Source organism: Enterobacter sp. BWH52 (genome assembly GCF_001037565.1).
Classification (GTDB): Bacteria; Pseudomonadota; Gammaproteobacteria; order Enterobacterales; family Enterobacteriaceae; genus Enterobacter; species Enterobacter hormaechei_C.
This window is the reverse complement of the sequence record NZ_KQ089854.1, coordinates 3,004,514-3,028,978: the sequence shown is the minus strand read 5'-3', so window position 1 is coordinate 3,028,978 and position 24,465 is coordinate 3,004,514. Positions and strand designations below refer to the sequence as shown.

Here is a 24,465-nt window from a genome sequence, read left to right as displayed (position 1 = left end):
AGGGGCTCCTCATGAGTGCGTTAAATAAAAAAAGTTTTCTCACTTATCTGAAAGAAGGCGGTATTTACGTTGTTCTTTTAGTCTTGCTGGCGATTATTATTTTCCAGGACCCTACGTTCTTAAGTCTGCTGAACTTGAGTAACATTCTGACCCAGTCTTCCGTACGTATTATTATCGCGCTTGGCGTGGCGGGGCTTATCGTTACCCAGGGGACTGACCTTTCGGCAGGGCGCCAGGTGGGTCTGGCGGCGGTCATTGCGGCGACCCTGTTGCAGTCGATGGAAAACGCCAACAAGGTATTCCCTGAGATGGCGACCATGCCGATTTTTGTGGTGATCCTGATCGTGTGTGCCATCGGCGCGGTAATTGGCCTGATTAACGGCATCATCATTGCTTACCTGAACGTGACGCCATTCATCACTACGCTTGGCACGATGATCATCGTTTATGGTATCAACTCCCTGTACTACGATTTCGTCGGCGCGTCTCCAATCTCTGGCTTCGACAGCGGCTTCTCGACCTTCACGCAGGGGTTTGTTGCGCTCGGCAGCTTCCGTCTCTCCTATATCACCTTCTATGCGCTGATTGCGGTGGCATTCGTCTGGATCCTGTGGAACAAAACCCGCTTCGGTAAAAACATCTTTGCTATCGGCGGTAACCCGGAAGCGGCGAAGGTCTCCGGGGTCAACGTGGCTCTGAACTTGCTGATGATTTATGCCCTGTCCGGGGTCTTCTACGCCTTCGGCGGGATGCTGGAAGCAGGCCGTATCGGCTCTGCAACCAATAACCTCGGCTTTATGTACGAACTGGATGCGATTGCGGCCTGCGTGGTTGGCGGCGTCTCCTTCAGCGGCGGCGTGGGTACCGTGCTGGGCGTGGTGACCGGTGTGATCATCTTCACCGTTATCAACTACGGCCTGACCTACATCGGTGTGAACCCGTACTGGCAGTACATTATCAAGGGTGCGATCATCATCTTCGCGGTTGCCCTGGATTCACTGAAGTACGCGCGTAAGAAATAAGCGCTGGAATGAAAGAACCCGCAGCGATGCGGGTTTTTTTATGAGAAAAGTGAAGCGATAAGCGATTTTGAAACAGGCACTAGTCCGGTTTGAAGCCCAAAGGGTTTAAAGATTTTATTTATGACGTCAGCGGAATAATTGCCTCTGTTATTTTCTACATCCGACAATGTTTTCCGGGATACGCTGACCAGCTTTGCATATTCATCCTGCTTCAGCCCTAACACTTCGACCCTGAGCCTTTTCAGCGCCTCTCCCTGTGTGATTTTCCCCAGCAAAATGTCCCGTATGGCTGCATGCAGTACAGCCTGGCGATCGAGAGTACTAATCCGCGTTAAGCCTTGTGTAACGCGTTGCCTCTTCACTACCGATGGCTTATCCGGCTCTTCCGCCTCGTCATGATGTCGCTTTTTATTTACGCTGCGTACTTGAGCTAATGTCTGTAAAAGCTCTGATTCAGCTTCATTAGGTGTTTTCATAATAAACCCCAACGGGAAAGTTTATCCGGGATGTAGCGAAAACCCATCGCGGGCATTTCCATTATCTGTTCGGGAACGCCTCGCGCCGCCAGCCTTTCCGGGAGATCAATAAGCTGAACGGCTGTTTCATGCAGAGCATCAAGTAATGTTGCGGGAGGGATCCACTCCGCCAGCGTTTGTGCGATAGTGTTGAAATTATAATCCCCCCCTGATTCGCAAGATAATGACCACTTCAGGGTTCTTGGTATCCCTTCAGGATCGGCTTTCATCGGCGCAAAGTCATATACAGGGGAGAGCATAATTTGATTTTCAGCCTTCACAAAGGCGGTATTTCGCCCATGGTTGTCACTATTTCCAAAAATAATATTTAGCAGATCGCGACGCACCCATTCTGTTACAAATCCCGGAATATCAAACTGATAACCCTGCTGCTGGACCATATGGCTGGAGGTGATTTTATTAATTAACGCGCGCAACGTTGTCTCATGATCAAGGAGGGTGCCGGGTGCCTTTTGTAATAGCGAATACACCGATTCCATACCCAGCCTGACCAGTTGGTCCTGCTCATTTCTCACTATGTCGAAACGCGGTAACCACAGAGACGGGTAATGGCTACCTTCTTCAAGGCGCATTGTTTCCACTGGGATCGTGGAAAAACCCATCGCGTTAAGCTCATGATAATAATGGAATTCAGCTCGCAGAATATTACAATCCACTTCTGTCCTGTTACCGCGTGGATATTTAACCAAATAATAGCGGTCCCGGTTATCCGGCTCGTTTTGCCAGGTATCGATCCAGATGGCATCAGTTTCACTACAGCGCAGCAAAAGTTTAGGCGCTTCACCGCCAGCACCGGTTGCACCACCCGCCGCCGCGCCTCTTTCCTGGGCATAATCCAGAAAATCGGCCGCACGATCGATGACGTCCGCAACCGTAAACGTTTTAGTGCTGGCGAATTTATTCCATTCTGGGACGGATTCCTTTATGCGCAAATTCCCCACAGGGGACATTGTGCCAAATTTCAGCAATAAGAAATTTTGCTGGCCAACGGGTAACTCACTGATGTCGAGCGCATTAATCCAGTAACGGCGGCTTGCTCCGGCGGGAATGATATCGTCGATAAATCGCAGCCAGCCCGGTTGGCCATGGTCATCAAAAAAGAGTGATACAGGGTGATTGACTGAGACTGCGTGAAAATCATCATAGTCGAGAAAATTAATCGCATACTCAGTAAGATAGTCTAACTGCGTGGTATTCCAGTCATTTTTTTCACTTCCAGGATATTTGATGAGAGCGATATCCGTCCATGTTTCGTTCAGATATGCCTGTACGGTTAACGTCTCCATCTCACCTCCATAACGCGACAATGTGTAAAATATTACTCATAGTCAGTGATAAAAACAAGTATTGCTACTTATATCACTCATTAGGTGTCTAAAAAGAGAGTAATGCGTTTTATATCACGCACTGTAGATCTGGATTACTTCTTCTGAATTTCCAGCAACTGCTCCGGCGTTACCGCCGGATAACCCTGCGCATCTTCCGGCACTTCGTGCATCGTTGGGATCGGCACCAGCGGGCCTAAAAAGCGCGGTTCACGTTTGAACAGGTACAGGTCAGCCAGCGCGCCGAAACGGGCGCCAAACTCACGCACGCGCACGCTCAGCATATCTTTTGGCGATGGCACCGCATAACACTGCGCCTGAATGCCCATATGCAGGGCGATAAACAGCGCCCGCTCGCAGTGGAAACGCTGGGTAATGATGATGAAATCATTGGTGTCGAACACCTTGCGGGTACGCACGATGGAATCAAGCGTGCGGAATCCGGCGTAGTCGAGCACGATATCGGCCGGGTCGACGCCTGCGGCAATCAGATCTTTGCGCATCGTCACCGGCTCGTTATAGCTTTGCAGCGCGTTATCGCCGCTCAACAGCAGATAGTTCACCTTGCCGCTGTTATAGGCGTTCAGCGCGCCCTGAATACGATACCGGTAATACTGATTTATGACGCCGGTGCGGTAATACTTGGCGGTGCCAAGCACCACGCCAACCTGACGGTAGGGGAGGTCCTGTAGGTCATCAAAAATGTAGGGGGCTGTTTTCCAGCTCATCCAGCGGTCGAGACCCAGCACGATCAACAGCAGTATGCCGACCAGGACAGACAGGCTGTAAAACACGCGCTTTAACATGCAGATGGCTCGTACCGATGATGAAATTTCCCTCAGGCTACTGTACCCGCCTGGTTAGCGCAAGAAACAGCGATTCAACTGAGGGGTTTTTCGTCAGACTGGCGGGCAACTCTGCCCGCCGAACAGATTATGCCAGCAGCACGCGGTCGATGGTTGAACAGCCCAGCGCTTTCAGCGTGGCTGCGGTCGCGTCCCACTGGATCAGCGGCGCATCGGCCTTTTCAGCCAGGATTGCGCGCTGAATATCCGGGTAGTCATACCCGTTCAGGCTAAGCAGGTTCAGGGCGCCCTGAAGCGGAGGCAGCGTCGGGTTAAACGCGGCGTTCTCTGCGTAACTGCCGGTGAAGATGCGGCCGTCGCGGCACTGAAGGGCGACGCCGCTTGGAGATTTGCTGTATGGAGTGTGGCTTTTATTGGCGGCGGCAATGGCCGCTTCGCTCAGCTCATCCCCTGAGAGCGCATAACCGTGGTCCTGCTCGTCCATCAGCAGGGTTTTGATCTCAAGATCTTTCGGGCCGAAAGCATCCGGCAGGTAATCACGCAGCGTATGCGGTGCGCGTCCCGGCAGGTTGATACGCAGTTCAAGACCGCTGTTCAGCTCATTCATAAACTGGCGGCAGTGGCCGCAAGGGGTATAGTTGACGGTGATGGCGCGCAGGGCTTTTTCGCCGCGTAGCCAGGCGTGACTGATGGCGCTCTGCTCCGCATGGACGGTTTGCTGCATGGTCGCACCGAGAAACTCCATGTTTCCGCCGAAGTACCAGGTCCCGCTCACACCGCGCGCAATTGCGCCTACGTTAAAATGGGAAAGGTCAGCGCGGGCGCAGGCAGCCGCCAGGGGCAGCAGGGCGAAAGCCAGCGCGTCTTCGTCCAGCCCCGTTGCCTGTTTAAGCGTCGTGACCTGATCTGCCGTCAGCAGGGCGGGGAAATGCGCATCCGCCAGAACCGGAGCCAGGGCTGATTGCAAATTCTCTGCAAGCTGAGAGAAAGCAGCTTGAAAACGTGGATGCATGACGTTGCCTCATCAAGGTTAATGGATCGGTAGTGTACGGAGCCGTACGGCCTTTATATGTGATCCAAATCTCATTATGTGTGCAACTTATGAAATGAAAATGAAATTTGCGCGACGCATCGCAAATTTTAGCCCATTACTGCCAGAATAATCGGGAAGATAAACGGCGCGACCAGGGAAGTGATAATCCCGCAGATCACCAGCGCCAGCGAGCTGAATGCCCCTTCCTGATAATCCAGTTCCGCGCAGCGTGCGGTGCCCAGCGCGTGCGAGGCGGTACCCATCGCCAGACCGCGTGCCGCTTTGGTACGAATTTTCATGATATTCAGCAGCGTATGACCAAACACCGCGCCCAGGATACCGACGAAAATCACGCACACGGCGCTGATGGCCGGAATGCCCCCGATGCTGCCGCCCACGGCCATGGCAATCGGCGTGGTGACGGATTTAGGCAGGATAGAGGCGGCGATCTGCGGCGATGCGCCCATCATTAAGGCCACCGAGGTGCCGGTGATCATCGCAACAAGGCTCCCCACGAAGCAGATGGTTATGATGGATTTCCAGCGCGCGCGGATCTGATGCAGTTGCTCATATAAAGGAAACGCCAGCGCCACCACGGCAGGCTGCAACAAATCGTTAAGGATCTTGCTCCCGGCGAAGTAACGCTCATAAGAAATGCCGGTGAGCAGCAGAAAAGGAATAATCACCACCATGGCGACCAGCAGCGGGTTGAGCAACGGCATTTTGAAACGCACCGCAAGCTTACGCGCAGCAAAGAACACCACCAGGGTTAACGGCAGGGACCACCAGATATTCGCCATCATTTTTTTGTTTTCTCCCCGACGACCTTACGTTCGCCATGCACAATGTGTGAACTCCAGCTGACGACCAGGAAAACCACCAGCGTACTGATGGCGCAGGAGACCACAATCGGGCCGAACTGCGCTTTAAGCACATCGTAATACTGCATAACCCCAACGCCGATAGGCACAAAAAGCAGGGCCATGTAGCGAATGAGAACGAAGCACCCTGGGTTGACCCATTTTGCGGGCAGCACCTGTAATGCCAGCAGTACAAACAGGATCAGCATGCCGATAATGCTGCCGGGTATCGTAATCGGCAGCAGCGAAGCGATAAAAATGCCGGCGTACAGGCAGGCATAAATGAGGACGAAGGCGCGAAGGTATTGCCAGATAGTATTCAGTGATTTGCTCATGGTGAAAGTCCTTGCTGAGACGTATTCATCATACAATTAAACCTGAAAATGTGCCACGGATCACATCATGAATTTTGGGCATATCAGACATTCCGGAATGGAACGCCGGGCTTTCAACATACATAGAGAGCAGCTACTATAGCGCGTCTTTTTTCACAGGTACTCAGAATGCGTGTTTTACTGGCCCCGATGGAAGGCGTGCTCGACTCTCTCGTGCGCGAGCTGCTTACCGAGGTGAACGATTACGATCTCTGCGTGACGGAGTTTCTGCGCGTGGTCGATATGTTGCTGCCAGAAAAATCATTTTATCGTCTCTGTCCGGAACTGCATCGTCAGAGCCGCACGCCGTCCGGTACGCTGGTGCGCGTCCAGCTGCTCGGCCAGTATCCTGAGTGGCTGGCTGAAAACGCCGCCCGCGCGGTAGCGCTTGGTTCGTACGGCGTCGATCTTAACTGCGGCTGTCCGTCAAAGCTGGTCAACGGCAGCGGCGGGGGGGCGACGCTACTTAAAGATCCGGAGCTGATTTATCGCGGCGCAAAGGCCATGCGTGAGGCAGTGCCATCGCATCTGCCGGTGACGGTCAAAGTCCGTCTGGGATGGGACAGCGGCGATAAGCAGTTTGAAATTGCTGACGCGGTGCAGCAGGCGGGCGCCACCGAGCTGGTGGTGCACGGGCGAACCAAAGAGGATGGTTATAAAGCCGAGCGCATTAACTGGCAGGCGATTGGCGAGATCCGCAAACGGCTTACGATTCCGGTGATTGCCAACGGCGAAATCTGGGATTACGAGAGCGCGCAGGCCTGCCTCAAAGAGACCGGCTGTAATGCCGTGATGATTGGCCGCGGTGCGCTGAACGTGCCGAACCTCAGCCGGGTGGTGAAATATAATGAGCCGCGGATGCCGTGGGCGGATGTGGTGAAACTACTGCAAAAATACACGCGGCTGGAAAAGCAGGGCGATACCGGCTTGTATCACGTCGCGCGCATTAAACAGTGGCTGAGTTATTTGCGTAAGGAGTACGACGACGCGCTGGGATTATTTCAGGAGATCCGTACCCTACAGACGTCTGCGGATATTGCCCGGGTGATCCAGTCGAAGTCCTGAGCGAAGTGTGAAGAGTTTGCCCGGCGCGGAGCCGGGCAACGGAATCAGAAAATCATCTTGAATACGCCGGTTACCACCAGCAGCCCTATCAGAAATATAATCAAAATAACCCACAATAATATTTTCATTCGCCTCTCCTGCGTATGTCTGTCGAAGTAAGTGTAGCAGTCAATTCATAATTAGCATGAATACATGAAATTAACTCATTGTCTTGGGGAATAAATTTCCGGATATGAAAATGTATAACAATATGCGGATTGCCACGCGTTACTAAAAAACGGAACGTCAGTAAGCGTAAGTTGCGCCTTTATTTTTTTGAGTTCATGGCGTAATGAAACGTTCTCTTACTTTATCTCTGAGTGCTCCTCTTGTTTTTATGCTGGCCGCCTGCGCGCCGGAACATGCCACGGTGTCTCCAGTAAAAACGCAAGCCGCCGCCGCAACTGTAAATACCCAACTGCGTCATGCCGACTGGCCAAAAAGCGAATGGTGGAAAGACTTTAACGACCCCCAGCTCAACGCGCTGATCGACAAAGCGCTGGCGGATGCGCCGGATATGCAAATTGCCCGTCAGCGTATCACCCTGGCGGAAGCACTGGCGAAAGCCGCTGTCGCTGCTGAGGGTCCACAAATGGATTTTTCCGCAGATGTGGAACGGCAAAAGATGTCGGCAGAGGGGTTGATGGGGCCATTTGCACTGACCGACCCGGCAGCGGGGACCACCGGCCCCTGGTATACCAACGGCACCTTTGGTCTGACGGCGGGTTGGGATCTGGATTTATGGGGTAAAAACCGCGCCCAAATTGAGGCCCGCATCGGTAAGGTGAATGCGCAAAAAGCGGAGCTGGAGCAGACCCGCCAGCTGCTCGCCAGCAGCGTCGCGCGGCTGTACTGGGACTGGCAGACCGAGGCCGCGGTGGGTGACGTGCTCGCGCAGATCAAACGGGAGCAGGAAAATATCATCGGTGCCGATAGGGAGCTTTATCAGCACGGCATTACCTCCTCGGTGGAAGGGGTTGAAACGGATATCAGTGCCAGCAAAACCGATGAACAGCTCGCTGACGTGCACGGCAAAATGAAGGCCATTGAGGCGCGTCTGAATGCGTTGACCAATACCCCTTCAGTCACGCTCGCACGGCATGCCTTACCTGACGCAGAGGCATCGCTGCCATCAACGCTCGGTTATGAACTGCTGGCTCGGCGCCCGGATTTGCAGGAGGCGCACTGGTATATCGAAGCATCCATGAGCGAAGTCGATGCCGCCAGAGCCGCGTTCTACCCTGACATCAATTTGATGGCGTTTTTGCAGCAGGATGCATTGCACCTGAGCGACCTGTTCCGCTCATCTGCGCAGCAAATGGGCGTAACCGCGGGGCTGACGCTGCCAATTTTTGACAGCGGTCGGTTGAATGCGAACCTGGATATCGCCCAGGCGCAAAACAACCTCTCCGTGGCGAACTACAACAAGGCCGTGGTAGATGCCGTAAACCAGGTCGCCCGGACGGCCAGCGAAGTGGAAACGCTGACCGCCAAAAATCAGCACCAGCAGCAGATCGAAAAAGATGCGGCGCGCGTCGTCGCGCTGGCGCAGGCGCGCTTCAGGGCGGGGATCATTGCCGGCTCCCGGGTGAGTGAAGCAAAAATTCCGGCGCTCAAAGAGCGTATTACCGGGTTGATGCTGAAAGGTCAGTACGTGGATGCCACGCTCCAGCTCACCTCCGCGCTGGGTGGCGGATATCATCACGGCTAAAATTGCGCATTATCTATACTTACCTCTTTGCAGATTTTCAGGAGGTGAGTATGACGCGAGTCGCAATTGTTACCGCATCGGATTCAGGAATTGGCAAAACGACGGCCCTGATGCTGGCCGAGCGCGGGTTTGATATCGGGGTGACCTGGCACTCAGATGAGGAAGGGGCGCTGGCAACCTGCCGTGAAATTGAAGCGCGCGGGCAGCGTGCCGAGGCCATTCAACTCAACTTAAGCCATTTACCGGAAGGCGCAAAGGCCATTGAAACCCTGATTACGCGTTTCGGGCGGCTGGATGTGCTGGTTAACAATGCCGGGGCGATGAATAAAGCGCCATTTCTGGACCTGTCGTTTGACGACTGGCGGCACATATTCACCGTTGACGTGGACGGCGCGTTTCTCTGCTCGCAAATCGCGGCGCGTCAGATGGTGAAGCAGGGGGAAGGGGGACGGATCGTGAACATCACCTCGGTTCATGAACATACTCCGCTGCCGGATGCCAGCGCCTACACCGCCGCAAAGCACGCTCTGGGCGGGTTAACCAAATCAATGGCGCTGGAACTGGTGCAGCATAAGATCCTGGTGAACGCCGTCGCCCCCGGTGCGATCGCCACGCCGATGAACGATATGGACGACAGTGAAGTGAAAGAGGGATCTATGCCGTCAATTCCGCTGGCGCGCCCCGGCCACACCAAAGAAATTGCCAGCCTGGTGGCGTGGCTGTGTGACAGCGACGCCAGCTACACCACCGGGCAGTCGTTTATCGTCGACGGCGGTTTTATGCTGGCGAATCCGCAGTTTAAGCCGGAAGGGTAGATACCCTTCTCCCTCTCCCTGTGGGAGAGGGGCGGGGTGAGGGCAGCAGGCCGAACTCACTCTTCATCCCGCCGCTTTTCACGATGCTTGAGCCACAGCCGTACCCCAATCACCACCGCAACCACCAGGATCAACCACGCCCAGTGCTTCAGGTGCTGGTCAAGATTATGCAGCCATGGGCCAATCACTTCGCCACCCGCGTAGCCAAGCGTGGTGAAAATCAGCGCCCAGGCAATCGCCCCGAGAATGTTCAGCGGCAGGAAGATTTTCGGCGGTAAGCGGCTCGCGCCAATCAATATTGGCCCAATGATGCGAAAGCCGTACATAAAGCGGGTGCCAATCACAAACAGCCAGGGACGTCGCTGGATAAGCCGCTGAGCACGGCGAATTTTCTTTTGATGCCTGGCAAAACGTTGCAAAAGCGTCGGGCCAAAGCGCAGCCCCAGAAAGTAGAGCAGCTGATCGCCAATCATACCGCCCAACGCGACGGCGGCGACCACCAGCGAGAATTTCAGCAATCCCTGGTGTGCGGCCACCCCGCCCAGCAGCGTGATGGTTTCGCCTTCCGCCACGCTGCCGATCACCAGCGCGGCGTATCCATATTGTTCAATAAGACCGTTGATATCCATTACGTAAACGTCGTCTCCCTTACTGTGCCTGCGTTAATCATATACCCCATCCATTAACCGCGCGGCAATCAACGGAAATTTCCCACTGTACATAAAATAATCTAAAGCCTGCATTATACTTAAGCTATTGCTGACGGGCCGACAACAAGGGGGCGTTATGAACCATGTCTGGGGACTTTTCTCCCATCCCGATCGTGAAATGCAGGTCATCCGTAACGAGAACGAAACGGTCGCGCATCACTATACCCACCATGTCCTGCTGATGGCAGCGGTGCCGGTGGTCTGCGCATTTATTGGTACTACGCAGATAGGCTGGAACTTTGGTGACGGCACCGTGGTTCAGCTTTCGTGGTTTACCGGACTGTACCTGGCCATTCTGTTTTATGGCCTGATGCTGGCCGGGGTGGCGGTGATGGGGCGGGTCATCCACTGGATGGCGCGCAACTATCCGCAGCGCCCGCCGCTGGCACACTGTATGGTCTTCGCCGGATACGTCGCGACCCCGCTGTTTTTAAGCGGTATTGTCGCGCTCTATCCACTGGTCTGGCTGTGCGCGCTGATCGGTACGGTTGCCCTCTTTTATACCGGTTATCTGCTGTATGTAGGGGTGCCAACCTTCCTCAATATCAATAAAGAAGAGGGCCTGAGCTTCTCCAGTTCTACGCTTGCCATCGGCGTACTGGTCCTGGAGGCGCTACTGGCCCTGACAGTTATTCTTTGGGGTTATGGATACCGTCTCTTCTAAGTTCCCTGCATTGCTGGCGTAAATGCCAGCAATGCAGCATCTGGTTATGATTCTCCGCTGGCGACAACGCACGGTGACCGCTATGATGCCGAAGCCAGCCTGTGTTTATCCGTCGACACAGGCGGTGTACGTCATAACGTGCGTGAATCATTATCAGAAGTCTCATCATGCTGAAATTTCGAGTGTCACTCCTTAGTCTTGCGCTGCTGTTGGGCGTCTCCGCTACCGCGCCAGCCATCGCCAAAACGACCGCAGTCGCCACCGCTGCTGCGCAACCCCAGATTGCGTCCGGCAGCGCGATGATCGTTGACCTGAATACCAACAAGGTGATCTACGCCAGTCATCCGGATCTGGTGCGCCCGATCGCTTCCATAACCAAAGTCATGACCGCGATGGTGGTGCTTGATGCACGACTGCCGCTGGACGAAAAGCTAAAAGTGGATATCAGCCACACGCCAGAGATGAAAGGGATCTACTCTCGCGTGCGTCTGAAAAGTGAAATCAGCCGTAAAAATATGCTGCTGTTGGCGCTGATGTCCTCAGAGAACCGCGCGGCGGCGAGCCTTGCCCACCATTATCCTGGCGGTTACGACGCGTTTATCCGCGCGATGAATGCCAAAGCCAAAGCGCTGGGGATGAAAAATACCCATTTCGTGGAGCCAACCGGTCTGTCGATCCATAACGTCTCGACGGCGCGTGATTTAACAAAGCTGCTGATCGCCAGTAAGCAATACCCGCTGATTGGTCAGCTCAGCACCACGCGTGAGGAGATGGCGACATTCTCGAACCCGGCGTATACGCTGCCGTTCCGCAACACTAACCATCTGGTGTATCGCGATAACTGGAATATTCAGTTAACCAAGACCGGATTCACCAATGCGGCAGGACACTGCCTGGTGATGCGCACCGTATTTAACGGTAAGCCAGTGGCGCTGGTGGTGATGGACGCCTTCGGCAAATATACCCACTTCGCGGATGCCAGCCGCCTGCGTACCTGGATTGAAACCGGGAAAGTGCAGCCGGTGCCGGCTTCAGCGCTGGCGTATAAAAAGCAGAAAGCGGAACAGATGGCGACGGCGCAGAACGATTAGGAAAAAGCAAAACGGTAACGCATGTTACCGTTTTTTATGTTTTCTCCCTCTCCCTGTGGGAGAGGGCCGGGGTGAGGGCACCAGACCGCACTGCGTTTATTCCGGCAGCGTCCAGTCCCCGTCGTTGAGCGGGCGCTGCATCATCACCGTGTCCCGCCAGTCGCCTTTTTTATATCCCACACTTCTGAGCTGACCCACAATTTCGAAACCGTGCTTTTTATGCAGCCGCAACGACCCGGGGTTATTTTGCCCGTCGCCGACCACGGCAATCATCTGCCGCCACGGTCCTTGTTCACAACGGGCGATCAGTGCCTGGAGTAAGGCCGAGCCAAACCCGCGGCCGGTGGTGCTGGCATCCACATAAATGGATTCTTCAAGGGTATAGCGATAAGCCTGGCGTGGACGATAAAACGTGGCGTAGCAGTAGCCGACAACAATGCCGCGATACAGCGCAACCAGCCACGGTAAACCGCTGTCGGTCACGCTCTTCATCCGCTGACGCATCTCATCGACGGTGGGGGGAACTTCCTCGAAGGACGCACGGCCATGAAGCACATGCCAGGCGTATATCGCCGAGATGGCATGCGCATCGTCAGGAAGGGCGTCGCGCACCTCGATTTCAGTTTCGGGGAAAGTTTCTACAGCCGACATGTTCTGCCCGCTCCTTGTTTGGAAAGCCAGAGAAACGTTTCTCTGGCAACAGGCAGATACTCTAGTACGTTTGAGGAGAGCTTAACAATCTCTTAAATTTGGCTATATGAGTTCATCAGAGGCTTGCGTATTGTGCTGCTCTGATTCGGTACTCTCTTTCCAGTATTTCTTCCGCGTTGTCTTACCAATGCCGGGGTTCATACTGTTTGTAGGGTCATTTTTGCGATAAAACTGTTTAAGCGTCTCCGGCGCTTTATACAGGTGTCCCACGTTGTGCTCGGCAGGATATTGCGCGCCACGCTCGTGCAGCAGCGCCAGCATCTGTTCTTTCAGCGCGTGTGCATCAACCCCTTTTTTCACGATGTAATCCTGGTGGAAGACATAGCACATAAAGTGGCCGTAATAGAGCTTATGCACCAGCTTGCTGTCGATCTCCGGCGGCAGATGTTCAAACCACTCGGTATCGTTGCGACGCAGGGCGATATCCAGCGCCAGAATATCCTCCACTTCTTCGGAATGCACCGCCTGATAACGGATAGCGGCACCCGCCGCGGCGAAACGATGCAGGAAGGCTTTGCTGCCTTCTTCCGGCGTGCAGGCAAAGAAATCCCCGTCGGCGGTTTTGAAGAATTCGGTGAGCCAGCTCTGCGCTTCGTCAATTCCGTCCCCGGCCATTTTCAGCAGCAGATGGTGCTCATACTTGTCGCGCCAGGTCTTCATCCGCTCCGGTAAATGCGCCGGGAAGACGTTGCCCAGCTTCTGCATAAAGCGGTCGGTGAAGTGCGGCTTGAAGAGCGACACTTTCTCCAGCATCGCATCGGTGCGGCCCTTCATGGTGAAGAAGAACGGCATTTTGTCGGTGCCGAGCTTGTCGATCATCAGGAAGGTATCTTTGCCGTAGCGCTCGGCGATGTCGTAAATGTCCCGGTGCATATACTCGCCCGCCACCGGCAGGTGAGTGAACTCGGCCAGAATATGACGGCGGATCTCCGTCAGCACCTCCGGCTGATTGGTGCCGATGTAAAACACCTGCTGCTTTTTCTCTGCCGGGAAGGTATCGAGGCGCACCGCAAAAACGGCCAGCTTGCCCGCGCAGCCGGAGGATTCAAACAGGCGATCCGGATCGGCGTTATAGCGCGCCGGTGTATCGGCATTGATATCGCGCACGCGGGTGATGTAATCGTGGTCATGCGCGTGACGGCCATCGTGCTGAACGTCTTCGTCCTTCACGCGGTCATCGTCAAGTTTGCTGAGGATCTGCTCTGGCGTTACGCCCAGATCGATCCCCAAATGGTTAACCAGCGTCAGCTTGCCGTTTTCATCGATACGGGCAAACAGCGACATCTCCGTGTAGGCCGGGCCGCGCTGCACCAGCGAGCCGCCGGAGTTATTGCAGATCCCGCCGATCACCGAGGCACCAATGCACGACGAGCCGATCACCGAGTGCGGTTCGCGACCCAGCGGCTTAAGCGCCTTTTCCAGCGAGTAGAGCGTGGTGCCGGGGAAGGCGAGTACCTGTTCGCCCTTGTCCAGCAGGTGCAGTTTGTCGAGGCGCAGGGTGCTGATAATCACGATGTCACGATCGTAATCGTTGCCGTTCGGCGTGGAGCCTTCAGTCAGGCCGGTGTTAGCAGCCTGCATTAAAATAATCTTGTCTGCCGCAACGCAGGCGCTGAGCACGCGCCACAGTTCGAGCAACGTACCGGGGAAGACCACCGCCAGTGCCTCGCCCTGACCGGAGCGGAAGCCCTTGCGGTAGCGGGCGGTTTTAGCCGGGTCGGTAAGCAGGTGAGAGTGACCAACCAGGCGCGACAGTTCGTTAATAAATGTAGTGTTATCGTCAGTTCGAACAGAAGACATCTTCCACTCCTTGTGGTGGGGCAAATTTCTCGCTGTAAAGCATAGCGCGATTAGCCGTTGAGCGGTCGGGTATTCATGAGAAAAATCAGAGAATAACCCTGCAAGGTTTTCAGGCTTTGTGGCACACTGCGCTTTTCGCACGGTCTGGCCGGGTGCTTCCCGCGGTTATTGATGAGAGAGAATAACAACATGAAATGGCTATGTTCTGTAGGTGTCGCCGTCAGCCTGGCGCTGCAACCTGCGCTGGCAGAGGATTTGTTTGGTAATCACCCGCTCACGCCCGAAGCCCGCGACGCCTTTGTCACGGATTTACTCAAAAAAATGACGGTCGATGAGAAAATCGGCCAGCTGCGCCTGATCAGCGTCGGCCCGGATAACCCGAAAGAAGCCATTCGCGAGATGATCAAAGACGGGCAGGTAGGAGCCATTTTTAACACCGTTACCCGCCAGGATATCCGCAAGATGCAGGATCAGGTGATGGAGCTGAGCCGCCTGAAAATCCCACTGTTCTTCGCTTATGACGTGGTGCACGGCCAGCGTACCGTCTTCCCGATCAGCCTCGGCTTAGCCTCCTCCTTTAACCTCGATGCGGTGAAAACCGTCGGGCGCGTATCGGCATATGAAGCCGCAGACGACGGCCTGAACATGACCTGGGCGCCGATGGTTGACGTCTCCCGCGATCCGCGCTGGGGCCGCGCTTCGGAGGGCTTTGGAGAAGACACGTATTTAACCGCCACGATGGGCAAAACCATGGTGGAAGCGATGCAGGGCAAAAGTCCGGCAGATCGTTACTCGGTGATGACCAGCGTCAAGCACTTCGCCGCCTACGGCGCGGTGGAGGGCGGTAAAGAGTACAACACCGTCGACATGAGCCCGCAGCGCCTGTTTAACGACTACATGCCGCCATACAAGGCAGGGCTGGACGCGGGCAGCGGGGCGGTGATGGTAGCGCTGAACTCGCTGAACGGCACGCCTGCCACCTCCGATTCGTGGCTGCTGAAAGACGTGTTGCGCGACCAGTGGGGCTTCAAGGGCATCACCGTTTCTGACCACGGCGCGATTAAAGAGCTGATCAAACACGGCACGGCGTCTGACCCGGAAGATGCGGTACGCGTGGCGCTTAAGTCCGGCATCAACATGAGCATGAGCGACGAGTACTACAGCAAATACCTGCCGGGGCTGGTGAAGAGCGGCAAGGTGACGATGGCGGAGCTGGACGATGCCGCTCGCCACGTGCTGAACGTGAAATATGACATGGGACTGTTTAACGATCCTTACAGCCATCTGGGGCCGAAGGATTCAGACCCGGCGGACACCAACGCCGAAAGCCGTCTGCACCGTAAAGAAGCCCGGGAAGTAGCTCGCGAAAGCCTGGTGCTGTTGAAAAACCGTCTCGACACGCTGCCGCTGAAAAAAACCGGCACCATTGCCGTGGTCGGTCCGCTGGCCGACAGCAAGCGCGACGTCATGGGCAGCTGGTCCGCCGCAGGCGTGGCGGATCAGTCCGTTACGGTGCTGACCGGCATTAAGAGCGCCGTGGGTGATAACGCAAAAGTGGTTTACGCCAAAGGTGCGAACGTCACCGACGATAAAGACATCGTGACCTTCCTCAACCAGTATGAGGAAGCGGTGAAGGTGGATGCGCGCACGCCGAAAGAGATGCTCGACGAAGCGGTTAAAGCCGCGAAGCAGTCCGACGTGGTGGTCGCCGTGGTGGGTGAAGCGCAGGGGATGGCGCACGAAGCCTCCAGCCGTACCGATATTACCATTCCGCAGAGCCAGCGCGATCTGATCGCGGCCCTGAAAGCCACCGGCAAGCCGCTGGTGCTGGTGCTGATGAACGGGCGCCCGCTGGCGCTGGTGAAAGAAGATCAGCAGGCTGACGCCATTCTGGAAACCTGGTTCGCCGGTACCGAAGGCGGTACCGCCATTGCCGACGTGCTGTTTGGCGATTACAACCCGTCCGGCAAGCTGCCGATGTCCTTCCCGCGCTCCGTCGGGCAGATCCCGGTTTACTACAGCCACCTGAACACCGGTCGTCCGTATAACGCCGACAAGCCGAACAAGTACACGTCCCGTTACTTCGACGAAGCTAACGGCCCGCTCTATCCGTTTGGCTATGGCCTGAGTTACACCACCTTCAAGGTGTCTGACGTCAAAATGTCGGCGCCGACCCTGAAGCGTGACGGCAAAGTGACCGCCAGCGTAGAGGTGACCAACAGCGGCAAACGCGAAGGCGCGACGGTGATCCAGATGTACGTTCAGGACGTCACGGCCTCCATGAGCCGTCCGGTGAAACAGCTGCGCGGCTTCGAAAAGGTCAACCTGAAACCGGGCGAAACCAGAACGGTCAGCTTCCCGATTGACGTAAATGCGCTGAAGTTCTGGAATCAGCAGATGAAATACGATGCTGAGCCTGGCAAATTCAACGTCTTCATCGGCGTGGATTCCGCCCGCGTGAACAAAGCCGAGTTCGAACTGCAATAATCTTACCTTTCTCCCTATCCCCCGCCTGGCGGGGGATGCCTCTCATCTTGTACGAAAAACGGTTAAATTCACTGTTTTAAGCTACGCTTTTCTCTCAAGCCTATGAAAAAGGCCACAAAATAATGAGGAAAGCAGAATGACGATGATTAAGGGGATAACAGGGTCGGCGGTGCTTCTGGCGGCGCTGAGCCTGCCGTTACAGGCCGCAGAGCCGGTTAAGGTGGGTTCCAAAATTGATACCGAGGGCGCGTTGCTCGGCAATATCATTTTGCAGGTACTCGAAAGCCACGGCGTGAAAACGGTCAATAAAGTACAGCTTGGCACCACGCCTGTCGTGCGCGGTGCCATCACTTCCGGCGAGCTGGATATCTACCCGGAATACACAGGCAACGGGGCATTCTTCTTCAAGGATGAAAACGATCCGGCCTGGAAAAATGCCAAAGCCGGGTACGAAAAAGTCAAAAAGCTGGACGCAGAAAAAAATAAGCTGGTCTGGCTAACGCCGGCACCGGCCAACAACACCTGGACCATCGCGGTGCGCAAAGATATCGCCGAGAAAGGCAAGCTCACCTCGCTTGACGATCTCAGCCGCTACCTGAAAGAGAAGGGCGAGTTTAAGCTCGCGGCCTCGGCAGAGTTTATCGAGCGCGCTGATGCCCTGCCAGCGTTTGAAAAAGCCTATGATTTCAAGCTCGATCAGGCACAGCTGCTCTCTCTGGCAGGCGGCGACACGGCAGTGACCATTAAGGCGGCGGCGCAGCAAACCTCCGGCGTCAACGCGGCGATGGCCTACGGCACAGACGGCCCGGTCGCGGCGCTTGGCCTGCAAACCCTGACCGACCCGAAAGGCGTTCAGCCTATTTACGCCCCAACCCCGGTCGTGCGCGAGGCGGTGCTGAAAGCCTACCCGGATATTGCGGAATGGCTCAAACCGGTATTTGAAAAACTGGATGCGAAAACGCTGCAACAGCTGAATGCCAGCATTGCCGTTGAGGGGCTGGATGCCAAAAAAGTGGCTGCCGACTTCCTGAAACAACAAGGGCTTGTGAAGTAACGGGATAAGGCTGTGCCAATAAAATGCCATAACCGCGTCCTGCTGCTGTTGGCCTGTGTGGCCATCGCGGCGGTCGCGTTACCTTTTGTGAATGTCGCGCCAAACCGTCTGGTGTCGGGCGAACCGCGCGCGCTCTGGCAGATCTGGGCATTTACGCCGCTGCTGCTGGGCGCGGCGCTGGCGAGTACTGTTGCTTTAGCCTTCTGGCCGGGGCGAACCGCCCTGTGGCTGACGTTTTTGCTCAGCGAAGCGCTGTTTATCGTACTGTTCTGGAGCGCGGGACAGGCGGCAACGCAGATGGCCGCGGTTGAAAGCCCGCTGGCGCGCACGTCGGTTGGTAGCGGGCTGTGGCTGTGGCTGGCACTTTGTCTGCTGGTCTGTAGCGATGCCATTCGCCGTCTGACGCCGCAACCCGTCTGGCGCTGGCTGCTGAACGCGCAATTCTGGGTTATCCCTCTGCTGATCCTCTTCAGCGGCGATCTGAATCAGCTCTCGCTGTTAAAAGAGTACGTCAACCGCCAGGAGGTATTTGACAACGCGCTGGCGCAACATCTGACGATCCTGTTCGGGACGCTGATCCCGGCGCTGCTGCTGGGCGTGCCGCTGGGCATGTGGTGCTACCGACATACCAGCCGCCAGGGCGCCGTCTTTACCGTGCTCAACGTTATTCAGACCATCCCCTCCGTCGCCCTGTTTGGCCTGCTGATTGCCCCCCTCGCCGGTCTGGTGAAATCCTTCCCTGCGTTGGCCGCGGCAGGCATTGCCGGAACCGGGCTGACGCCAGCGCTGATTGCCCTTGTGCTGTATGCGCTGCTGCCGCTGGTGCGCGGCGTGGTGGCGGGGTTAAGCCAGGTTCCGCCCGACGTGCTGGAAAGCGCCCATGCGATGGGGATGAGCGCGCGCCAGTGTTTCTGGAAAATACAGCTGCCGCTTGCGCTTCCGCTGCTGGTTCGCAGCCTGCGGGTGGTGACAGTGCAAACCGTGGGGATGGCGGTGATTGCCGCGCTGATCGGGGCGGGCGGCTTTGGGGCACTGGTCTTCCAGGGGCTGCTCAGTAGCGCGCTGGATCTGGTGTTGCTGGGCGTCGTGCCCACAATTGTGCTGGCGGTCGTACTGGATGCCCTGTTTGCCCTGTGGCTCGCGCTGCTCAGGAGAAGAGCCAATGATTGAATTTCATGATGTGAGTAAAACCTTTGCGGGCCGTCCGGCGGCAAGCCACCTTAATCTGCATTTTGCCGAGGGGGCGTTCTCGGTATTGATCGGGACATCGGGGTCGGGAAAATCCACGACGCTGAAGATGATCAATCGGCTGGTGGAACACGACAGCGGGACGATTCGCTTTGCCGGAGAGGAGATCCGCAGCCTGCCGGTGCTGGAGCTGCGGCGGCGTATGGGCTACGCCATTCAGTCCATCGGCCTGTTTCCCCACTGGACGGTGGCGCAGAACATTGCCACCGTGCCACAGCTGGAAAAATGGTCCCGGGGGAAGATCAATGAGCGTGTCGACGAACTGATGGCGCTGCTGGGCCTGGACGCGTCGCTTCGTAACCGCTATCCGCACCAGCTTTCCGGCGGACAGCAGCAGCGGGTCGGGGTGGCGCGCGCGCTGGCCGCTAACCCGCAGGTACTGCTGATGGATGAGCCCTTCGGCGCACTGGATCCGGTCACCCGCGGCGCACTTCAGGCCGAGATGAGCCGCATCCACCGTATTCTCGGGCGCACCATCGTGCTGGTGACGCATGATATCGACGAAGCACTGCGGCTGGCCGATCGTCTGGTACTGATGGATCACGGCGAAGTCGTCCAGCAGGGTACGCCGCTTGAGCTGTTAACGTCGCCGGCAAACGATTTTGTGCGTGAATTCTTTGGCCGCAGCGAGCTGGGCGTCAGGCTGCTCTCGCTGCGCACCGTCAGGGACTATCTGCGTCCGCAGGATGCGCAAATCGGTGGTGAACCGCTGCACGATGGGATGAGCCTGCGCGATGCCCTGTCGGCGTTTGTCGCCCGGCAGTGTGAGGTGTTACCCGTTGCGGACGGGCAGGGGACGCCATGCGGGACGATCCATTTTCGCGATCTGCTGGCGGGGGAGGTGACGCGTGAAGTGGGTCCGTGATCCGTTACTCTGGCTGACAGGGCTATTTATCGCCTTACTCTACCTGATGCCGCACAGCGCGGCGCTGTTTAATGCGCTTATTCCCGGGCTGCCACGTCCGGTATACCAGCAGGAGAGCTTTGTTAATCTCACCCTGGCGCACTTCTGGCTGGTGGCGGTGTCAAGCGTGATTGCTATCGTGCTGGGCACAGGCGCCGGTATTGCGGTGACGCGGCCTGCGGGCAGGGAGTTCCGTCCGCTGGTGGAGACCATCGCCGCAACGGGGCAGACCTTCCCGCCGGTGGCCGTGCTGGCGATTGCCGTGCCGGCGATCGGTTTTGGGCAGGAGCCTGCCATCATTGCGCTGATTTTGTACGGCGTGTTGCCCATTCTGCAAGGGACGCTGGCAGGGATTGCGGCGGTGCCTGCATCGGTGCTGAGCGTAGCGGAAGGAATGGGGATGAGCGCCTGGCAGCGGCTGGTGAAGGTCGAACTGCCGCTGGCCGCACCGGTGATTATCGCTGGCGTGCGAACGTCCGTGATAATCAACATTGGTACGGCAACCATCGCCTCGACGGTCGGAGCCAATACGCTGGGAACGCCGATCATTATCGGGTTAAGCGGGTTTAATACGGCTTACATTATTCAGGGGGCGATTCTGGTTGCGCTGGCGGCAATTGTGGTGGATCGCCTGTTTGAACGCCTGGCCGGATACCTCAGCCAACACCGCCGCGAACAATAAATGAATAACCTGCAAGCATAACGCCACCGATACCGCTGACAGCCATCAGTGCAAAAAGAGTAATTACGGCCAGTTTCGTTGCCTTCATCATGTGCTCCTGTTGTTAACGGAACAATTATACGGTGAAGCGCAGCTGTTAATGAACCATTAAATGCCGTTACGACGCATTTGGACCCAGTGAGTAAACGGGATAACCATGTTCGCGCCACTCCGTAAGGAGCTGCTGCTGGGAAGCGGAGGGGACTTCGCCGCACCAGACCAGCAGCGTCTGTCCCTCAAACAGTTCCGGCCTGAGCTGGGCCAGGGAGTGGGCAAGCACGTCAACGCGCCAGCCCTGCTGGGTGGCAATCCAGGCTTCGAGCCACAGCCGGGTGGTATCGTGTACGTTCCAGCCGATCACCAGTGCATCTTTGCTGTTTTTATTCCGCGCTGAGGCAAGACAGACGGAAATATAGTTAATCAGCACGCCATCAAGCATGCTGAGCAGCGCCTGTAAGGTGGTTTGCTGACACTGAAGCCGACGCCGTAGGGGAATAAAAAGATGAGTGATCAGGGTTTGCGCCGGGTAGTCTCGACCCTGTTCTTTGATCCAGCCGCGCAGACGCTGCAAATTGCCACTCTGCAACAGCCTCAGCAGCGTTTCCTGCTGCTCGCGCCAGAGATGCTGCGTATCTGGATCGTCCTGGCTCAGAAGCGATTTTACCTTGCCGACCTGTACGCCGTTGTCGATCCAGCTTTTGATCTCGCGGATCCGGTCAATATCCGCATCGTTAAACAGGCGGTGCCCGCCGTCCGTTCTTTGCGGCTTAAGCAATCCATACCGTCGCTGCCACGCCCGTAGCGTAACGGGATTGATATCACACAGGAGTGCCACTTCACCTATTGTGTAAAGCGCCATTTTCGCCCCCAGGCTTGCGCGTCCCCAGCTTAACTGTAGACCCACTTTGCGGAACCAGGAAGATTTGATTCTTTTTTGTACAAATTATACGAAAGAAAGGTTATCTCCGGCAAAAGGTGTGATGACAGACACGATTTATCGCTTTTTTGGCACGTTTCAAAGAAAGTTAACCGCTATCAGTGTATGTTACGCGTTTTTAGAATGTGCGGTTTGTGAGTATGTACGAGTTTAATCTGGTGCTGCTGTTGCTTCAGCAGATGTGCGTGTTCCTTGTCATCGCCTGGTTGATGAGCAAAACGCGCCTGTTTATCCCGCTGATGCAGGTCACCGTCCGTCTGCCGCACAAATTCCTCTGCTACGTCGTATTTTCCATATTCTGCATTATGGGGACCTGGTTTGGTCTCCATATCGAAGATTCCATCGCCAATACGCGCGCCATCGGCGCAGTAATGGGCGGGCTGCTCGGAGGCCCGGTTGTCGGCGGTCTGGTGGGGTTAACCGGCGGCCTGCACCGCTATTCGATGGGCGGTATGACGGCGCTAAGCTGCATGATCTCCACCATTGTCGAAGGGCTGCTCGGTGGTCTCGTCCACAGCTATATGATTAAGCGCGGACGGCCGGATAAAGTGTTCAGTCCCCTTACCGCCGGGGCGATCACCTTCGTGGCGGAAATGGCGCAGATGGCGATCATCCTGCTGATCGCGCGCCCGTTTGACGATGCGTTACATCTGGTCAGCAGTATTGCCGCACCGATGATGGTCACCAATACCGTAGGTGCGGCGCTGTTTATGCGCATTCTGCTCGACAAACGCGCCATGTTCGAAAAATACACCTCGGCATTTTCTGCCACCGCCTTAAAAGTTGCGGCGTCGACGGAAGGGATCCTGCGGCAGGGATTCAACGAGGAGAACAGCATGAAGGTGGCGCAGGTGCTGTATAAAGAGCTGGATATCGGGGCCGTGGCGATTACCGATCGCGAAAAGCTGCTGGCGTTTACCGGCACCGGCGACGACCACCATCTGCCGGGCAAACCGATCTCATCGGCCTATACCCTGCGCGCTATTGAAACGGGTGAAGTGGTGTATGCCGACGGGAATGAAGTGCCGTACCGCTGTTCCCTGCATCCGCAGTGCAAACTCGGCTCTACGCTGGTCATTCCCCTGCGGGGCGAAAATCAGCGCGTTATGGGCACCATTAAGCTTTACGAAGCCAAAAACCGCCTGTTCAGCTCCATCAACCGCACGCTGGGGGAGGGGATCGCCCAGCTGCTTTCGGCGCAAATCCTGGCGGGGCAGTATGAACGGCAAAAAGCGCTGCTGACGCAGTCAGAAATTAAGCTCCTGCACGCTCAGGTGAATCCGCATTTCCTGTTTAACGCGCTTAACACGCTGAAGGCAGTGATCCGCCGCGACAGCGATCAGGCCGCGCAGCTGGTGCAATTTCTGTCGACCTTTTTCCGCAAAAATTTGAAGCGTCCCTCGGAGATCGTCACCCTCGCGGACGAGATTGAGCATGTAAACGCCTATCTGCAAATTGAAAAAGCGCGCTTCCAGTCACGTTTACAGGTGTCGTTATCCGTCCCGGATGAGCTGGCGTATCAGCATCTTCCGGCCTTTACCCTGCAACCGATTGTAGAGAACGCCATTAAGCATGGGACCTCGCAGCTGCTGGGTACCGGAGAAATCATGATTTCCGCGTCCCGTTTTAACCACCATCTGGTGCTGGATATTGAAGACAACGCGGGGCTGTATGAAGCTTCCGCGTCAGGCGGTCTGGGCATGAGCCTGGTGGATAAACGCCTGCGCGCGCATTTTGGTGACGACTGCGGTATCACCGTTGCCTGTGAGCCAGACCGCTATACCCGAATTACCTTACGATTGCCGCTGGAGGAGAACGCATGTTAAGAGTGCTGATTGTTGATGATGAGCCGTTAGCACGGGAAAACCTGCGTGTCCTGTTGCAGGAGCAGAGTGATATCGAGGTTGTGGGGGAATGTGCCAATGCCATTGAAGGCATCGGTGCGGTGCATAAACTGCGCCCTGACGTGTTGTTCCTCGATATTCAGATGCCGCGCATCAGCGGGCTGGAGATGGTCGGCATGCTCGACCCGGAGCACCGTCCCTATATCGTCTTTCTGACGGCCTTTGATGAGTACGCGGTAAAGGCGTTTGAAGAGCACGCGTTTGATTATCTGCTGAAACCGATTGAAGAGAAACGGCTTGAAAAGACCCTGACCCGTCTGCGCCAGGAGCGTACCGCGCAGGACGTGACGCTGCTGCCGGAGCATCAGCAGCCCCTGAAGTTTATCCCCTGTACCGGGCACAGCCGGATTTACCTCCTGCAAATGGACGACGTTGCCTTTGTCAGCAGCCGTCTGAGCGGGGTATACGTCACCAGCGCCGAAGGCAACGAAGGCTTTACCGAGCTGACCCTGCGCACGCTGGAGAGCCGCACGCCGCTGATCCGCTGCCATCGTCAGTATCTGGTGAACATGGCGCACCTGAAGGAGATCCGCCTGGAAGATAACGGCCAGGCCGAGCTGGTGTTACGTGCCGGGCAAACCGTTCCCGTCAGTCGTCGCTACCTGAAAAGTTTGAAAGAGGCGATAGGGCTGTAAAACTGGTACACTG

At 56.1% G+C, this 24,465-nt stretch carries 24 protein-coding genes; 13 read left to right on the top strand and 11 right to left on the bottom strand.

What is annotated here, in order from left to right; translation table 11 throughout:
- The first annotated feature begins 11 nt into the window (after positions 1-11).
- Positions 12-1,022 (top strand): galactose/methyl galactoside ABC transporter permease MglC, encoded by a 1,011-nt coding sequence (gene mglC, locus SK47_RS14335; protein WP_003859318.1) that lies wholly within the window; start codon positions 12-14, stop codon positions 1,020-1,022.
- A gap of 38 nt (positions 1,023-1,060) precedes the next feature.
- Here the strand turns inward: mglC and SK47_RS14330 are convergent, their stop codons facing one another.
- From SK47_RS14330 to SK47_RS14305, 6 genes are all read right to left on the bottom strand, one after another.
- Positions 1,061-1,498: a helix-turn-helix transcriptional regulator gene (locus SK47_RS14330; RefSeq protein ID WP_003859317.1), complete on the bottom strand. Its 438-nt coding sequence runs from the start codon at positions 1,496-1,498 to the stop codon at positions 1,061-1,063.
- A complete protein-coding gene (locus SK47_RS14325) occupies positions 1,495-2,844 on the bottom strand; it encodes a type II toxin-antitoxin system HipA family toxin (protein WP_003859316.1) in 1,350 nt (449 codons plus the stop codon). Before SK47_RS14325 ends, SK47_RS14330 begins: the two co-directional genes overlap by 4 nt.
- A gap of 134 nt (positions 2,845-2,978) precedes the next feature.
- Positions 2,979-3,689, bottom strand: coding sequence for an outer membrane permeability protein SanA (gene sanA / locus SK47_RS14320; RefSeq protein WP_003859314.1), 711 nt, complete (start codon positions 3,687-3,689; stop codon positions 2,979-2,981).
- 127 nt (positions 3,690-3,816) lie between these two features.
- Complete coding sequence (cdd, locus tag SK47_RS14315) at positions 3,817-4,701, bottom strand: cytidine deaminase (RefSeq protein ID WP_003859312.1); 885 nt, start codon at positions 4,699-4,701, stop codon at positions 3,817-3,819.
- Positions 4,702-4,829: 128 nt separating this feature from the next.
- Positions 4,830-5,525, bottom strand: a complete 696-nt coding sequence (locus tag SK47_RS14310; protein WP_003859310.1) for a CidB/LrgB family autolysis modulator — start codon at positions 5,523-5,525, stop codon at positions 4,830-4,832.
- Positions 5,522-5,917 (bottom strand): CidA/LrgA family protein, encoded by a 396-nt coding sequence (locus tag SK47_RS14305; protein ID WP_003859308.1) that lies wholly within the window; start codon positions 5,915-5,917, stop codon positions 5,522-5,524. The genes SK47_RS14310 and SK47_RS14305 overlap by 4 nt, the downstream gene beginning before the upstream one ends.
- A gap of 168 nt (positions 5,918-6,085) precedes the next feature.
- On the opposite strand from SK47_RS14305, the gene dusC reads away from it, so the two are divergent.
- The 3 genes from dusC (at position 6,086) to SK47_RS14290 (ending at position 9,586) form a co-directional block, all read left to right on the top strand.
- Positions 6,086-7,021: a tRNA dihydrouridine(16) synthase DusC gene (gene dusC, locus SK47_RS14300; RefSeq protein WP_003859306.1), complete on the top strand. Its 936-nt coding sequence runs from the start codon at positions 6,086-6,088 to the stop codon at positions 7,019-7,021.
- Positions 7,022-7,352: 331 nt separating this feature from the next.
- Positions 7,353-8,771 (top strand): multidrug resistance outer membrane protein MdtQ, encoded by a 1,419-nt coding sequence (gene mdtQ / locus SK47_RS14295; protein ID WP_048244557.1) that lies wholly within the window; start codon positions 7,353-7,355, stop codon positions 8,769-8,771.
- Positions 8,772-8,821: 50 nt separating this feature from the next.
- On the top strand, positions 8,822-9,586 hold the full coding sequence (locus SK47_RS14290; protein WP_048244556.1) for an SDR family oxidoreductase: 765 nt from the start codon (positions 8,822-8,824) through the stop codon (positions 9,584-9,586).
- Positions 9,587-9,642: 56 nt separating this feature from the next.
- Here the strand turns inward: SK47_RS14290 and SK47_RS14285 are convergent, their stop codons facing one another.
- Complete coding sequence (locus SK47_RS14285; RefSeq protein WP_045340718.1) at positions 9,643-10,215, bottom strand: DedA family protein; 573 nt, start codon at positions 10,213-10,215, stop codon at positions 9,643-9,645.
- A gap of 157 nt (positions 10,216-10,372) precedes the next feature.
- Between SK47_RS14285 and SK47_RS14280 the strand changes: the two genes are divergently transcribed.
- Both SK47_RS14280 and pbpG read left to right on the top strand, forming a co-directional pair.
- Positions 10,373-10,960 (top strand): Yip1 family protein, encoded by a 588-nt coding sequence (locus SK47_RS14280; protein ID WP_048244555.1) that lies wholly within the window; start codon positions 10,373-10,375, stop codon positions 10,958-10,960.
- Between the two features lie 167 nt (positions 10,961-11,127).
- Positions 11,128-12,051 carry a D-alanyl-D-alanine endopeptidase gene (gene pbpG, locus SK47_RS14275; RefSeq protein ID WP_003859292.1) on the top strand — a complete coding sequence of 308 codons (924 nt, stop codon included), beginning with the start codon at positions 11,128-11,130 and terminating at the stop codon, positions 12,049-12,051.
- A 96-nt stretch (positions 12,052-12,147) separates the two neighbouring features.
- Here the strand turns inward: pbpG and SK47_RS14270 are convergent, their stop codons facing one another.
- Together SK47_RS14270 and dld are read right to left on the bottom strand one after the other, a co-directional pair.
- Positions 12,148-12,702 (bottom strand): GNAT family N-acetyltransferase, encoded by a 555-nt coding sequence (locus SK47_RS14270; protein ID WP_003859289.1) that lies wholly within the window; start codon positions 12,700-12,702, stop codon positions 12,148-12,150.
- A 102-nt stretch (positions 12,703-12,804) separates the two neighbouring features.
- The gene (dld, locus tag SK47_RS14265; protein ID WP_048244553.1) at positions 12,805-14,562 is read right to left on the bottom strand and encodes a D-lactate dehydrogenase; all 1,758 of its coding nucleotides are present in this window, start codon (positions 14,560-14,562) and stop codon (positions 12,805-12,807) included.
- A gap of 189 nt (positions 14,563-14,751) precedes the next feature.
- On the opposite strand from dld, the gene bglX reads away from it, so the two are divergent.
- The 5 genes from bglX (at position 14,752) to SK47_RS14240 (ending at position 20,937) form a co-directional block, all read left to right on the top strand.
- A complete protein-coding gene (gene bglX, locus SK47_RS14260) occupies positions 14,752-17,049 on the top strand; it encodes a beta-glucosidase BglX (RefSeq protein ID WP_048244551.1) in 2,298 nt (765 codons plus the stop codon).
- 136 nt (positions 17,050-17,185) lie between these two features.
- Positions 17,186-18,103: a glycine betaine ABC transporter substrate-binding protein OsmF gene (locus SK47_RS14255; RefSeq protein ID WP_003859284.1), complete on the top strand. Its 918-nt coding sequence runs from the start codon at positions 17,186-17,188 to the stop codon at positions 18,101-18,103.
- A gap of 12 nt (positions 18,104-18,115) precedes the next feature.
- Complete coding sequence (locus SK47_RS14250) at positions 18,116-19,273, top strand: ABC transporter permease (protein ID WP_048208356.1); 1,158 nt, start codon at positions 18,116-18,118, stop codon at positions 19,271-19,273.
- Complete coding sequence (locus tag SK47_RS14245; protein WP_022651508.1) at positions 19,266-20,216, top strand: ABC transporter ATP-binding protein; 951 nt, start codon at positions 19,266-19,268, stop codon at positions 20,214-20,216. Before SK47_RS14250 ends, SK47_RS14245 begins: the two co-directional genes overlap by 8 nt.
- Positions 20,200-20,937 carry an ABC transporter permease gene (locus tag SK47_RS14240; protein ID WP_003859277.1) on the top strand — a complete coding sequence of 246 codons (738 nt, stop codon included), beginning with the start codon at positions 20,200-20,202 and terminating at the stop codon, positions 20,935-20,937. Before SK47_RS14245 ends, SK47_RS14240 begins: the two co-directional genes overlap by 17 nt.
- On the opposite strand, the gene SK47_RS23305 is transcribed toward SK47_RS14240, so the two are convergent.
- Entirely contained in the window at positions 20,912-21,025 is a 114-nt protein-coding gene (locus tag SK47_RS23305; RefSeq protein ID WP_022648678.1) for a protein YohO, read from the bottom strand. The two genes, SK47_RS14240 and SK47_RS23305, sit on opposite strands and share 26 nt — an antisense overlap.
- Positions 21,026-21,094: 69 nt before the next feature.
- Positions 21,095-21,835 carry an HTH-type transcriptional regulator MlrA gene (gene mlrA / locus SK47_RS14235; RefSeq protein WP_003859273.1) on the bottom strand — a complete coding sequence of 247 codons (741 nt, stop codon included), beginning with the start codon at positions 21,833-21,835 and terminating at the stop codon, positions 21,095-21,097.
- 218 nt (positions 21,836-22,053) lie between these two features.
- Here mlrA and SK47_RS14230 point away from each other — a divergent pair, with 218 nt between their 5' ends.
- Complete coding sequence (locus SK47_RS14230; RefSeq protein WP_003859271.1) at positions 22,054-23,739, top strand: sensor histidine kinase; 1,686 nt, start codon at positions 22,054-22,056, stop codon at positions 23,737-23,739.
- Positions 23,733-24,452, top strand: a complete 720-nt coding sequence (gene btsR, locus SK47_RS14225; RefSeq protein ID WP_022648676.1) for a two-component system response regulator BtsR — start codon at positions 23,733-23,735, stop codon at positions 24,450-24,452. Before SK47_RS14230 ends, btsR begins: the two co-directional genes overlap by 7 nt.
- Positions 24,453-24,465 lie beyond the last annotated feature (13 nt).

Excerpts from the sequence above, each read along its gene's own strand:
- mglC (WP_003859318.1), top strand. The coding sequence starts at position 12 with ATGAGTGCGTTAAATAAAAAAAGTTTTCTCACTTATCTGAAAGAAGGC.
- SK47_RS14330 (WP_003859317.1), bottom strand. The coding sequence starts at position 1,498 with ATGAAAACACCTAATGAAGCTGAATCAGAGCTTTTACAGACATTAGCT.
- SK47_RS14325 (WP_003859316.1), bottom strand. The coding sequence starts at position 2,844 with ATGGAGACGTTAACCGTACAGGCATATCTGAACGAAACATGGACGGAT.
- sanA (WP_003859314.1), bottom strand. The coding sequence starts at position 3,689 with ATGTTAAAGCGCGTGTTTTACAGCCTGTCTGTCCTGGTCGGCATACTG.
- cdd (WP_003859312.1), bottom strand. The coding sequence starts at position 4,701 with ATGCATCCACGTTTTCAAGCTGCTTTCTCTCAGCTTGCAGAGAATTTG.
- SK47_RS14310 (WP_003859310.1), bottom strand. The coding sequence starts at position 5,525 with ATGATGGCGAATATCTGGTGGTCCCTGCCGTTAACCCTGGTGGTGTTC.
- SK47_RS14305 (WP_003859308.1), bottom strand. The coding sequence starts at position 5,917 with ATGAGCAAATCACTGAATACTATCTGGCAATACCTTCGCGCCTTCGTC.
- dusC (WP_003859306.1), top strand. The coding sequence starts at position 6,086 with ATGCGTGTTTTACTGGCCCCGATGGAAGGCGTGCTCGACTCTCTCGTG.
- mdtQ (WP_048244557.1), top strand. The coding sequence starts at position 7,353 with ATGAAACGTTCTCTTACTTTATCTCTGAGTGCTCCTCTTGTTTTTATG.
- SK47_RS14290 (WP_048244556.1), top strand. The coding sequence starts at position 8,822 with ATGACGCGAGTCGCAATTGTTACCGCATCGGATTCAGGAATTGGCAAA.
- SK47_RS14285 (WP_045340718.1), bottom strand. The coding sequence starts at position 10,215 with ATGGATATCAACGGTCTTATTGAACAATATGGATACGCCGCGCTGGTG.
- SK47_RS14280 (WP_048244555.1), top strand. The coding sequence starts at position 10,373 with ATGAACCATGTCTGGGGACTTTTCTCCCATCCCGATCGTGAAATGCAG.
- pbpG (WP_003859292.1), top strand. The coding sequence starts at position 11,128 with ATGCTGAAATTTCGAGTGTCACTCCTTAGTCTTGCGCTGCTGTTGGGC.
- SK47_RS14270 (WP_003859289.1), bottom strand. The coding sequence starts at position 12,702 with ATGTCGGCTGTAGAAACTTTCCCCGAAACTGAAATCGAGGTGCGCGAC.
- dld (WP_048244553.1), bottom strand. The coding sequence starts at position 14,562 with ATGTCTTCTGTTCGAACTGACGATAACACTACATTTATTAACGAACTG.
- bglX (WP_048244551.1), top strand. The coding sequence starts at position 14,752 with ATGAAATGGCTATGTTCTGTAGGTGTCGCCGTCAGCCTGGCGCTGCAA.
- SK47_RS14255 (WP_003859284.1), top strand. The coding sequence starts at position 17,186 with ATGACGATGATTAAGGGGATAACAGGGTCGGCGGTGCTTCTGGCGGCG.
- SK47_RS14245 (WP_022651508.1), top strand. The coding sequence starts at position 19,266 with ATGATTGAATTTCATGATGTGAGTAAAACCTTTGCGGGCCGTCCGGCG.
- SK47_RS23305 (WP_022648678.1), bottom strand. The coding sequence starts at position 21,025 with ATGAAGGCAACGAAACTGGCCGTAATTACTCTTTTTGCACTGATGGCT.
- mlrA (WP_003859273.1), bottom strand. The coding sequence starts at position 21,835 with ATGGCGCTTTACACAATAGGTGAAGTGGCACTCCTGTGTGATATCAAT.
- SK47_RS14230 (WP_003859271.1), top strand. The coding sequence starts at position 22,054 with ATGTACGAGTTTAATCTGGTGCTGCTGTTGCTTCAGCAGATGTGCGTG.
- btsR (WP_022648676.1), top strand. The coding sequence starts at position 23,733 with ATGTTAAGAGTGCTGATTGTTGATGATGAGCCGTTAGCACGGGAAAAC.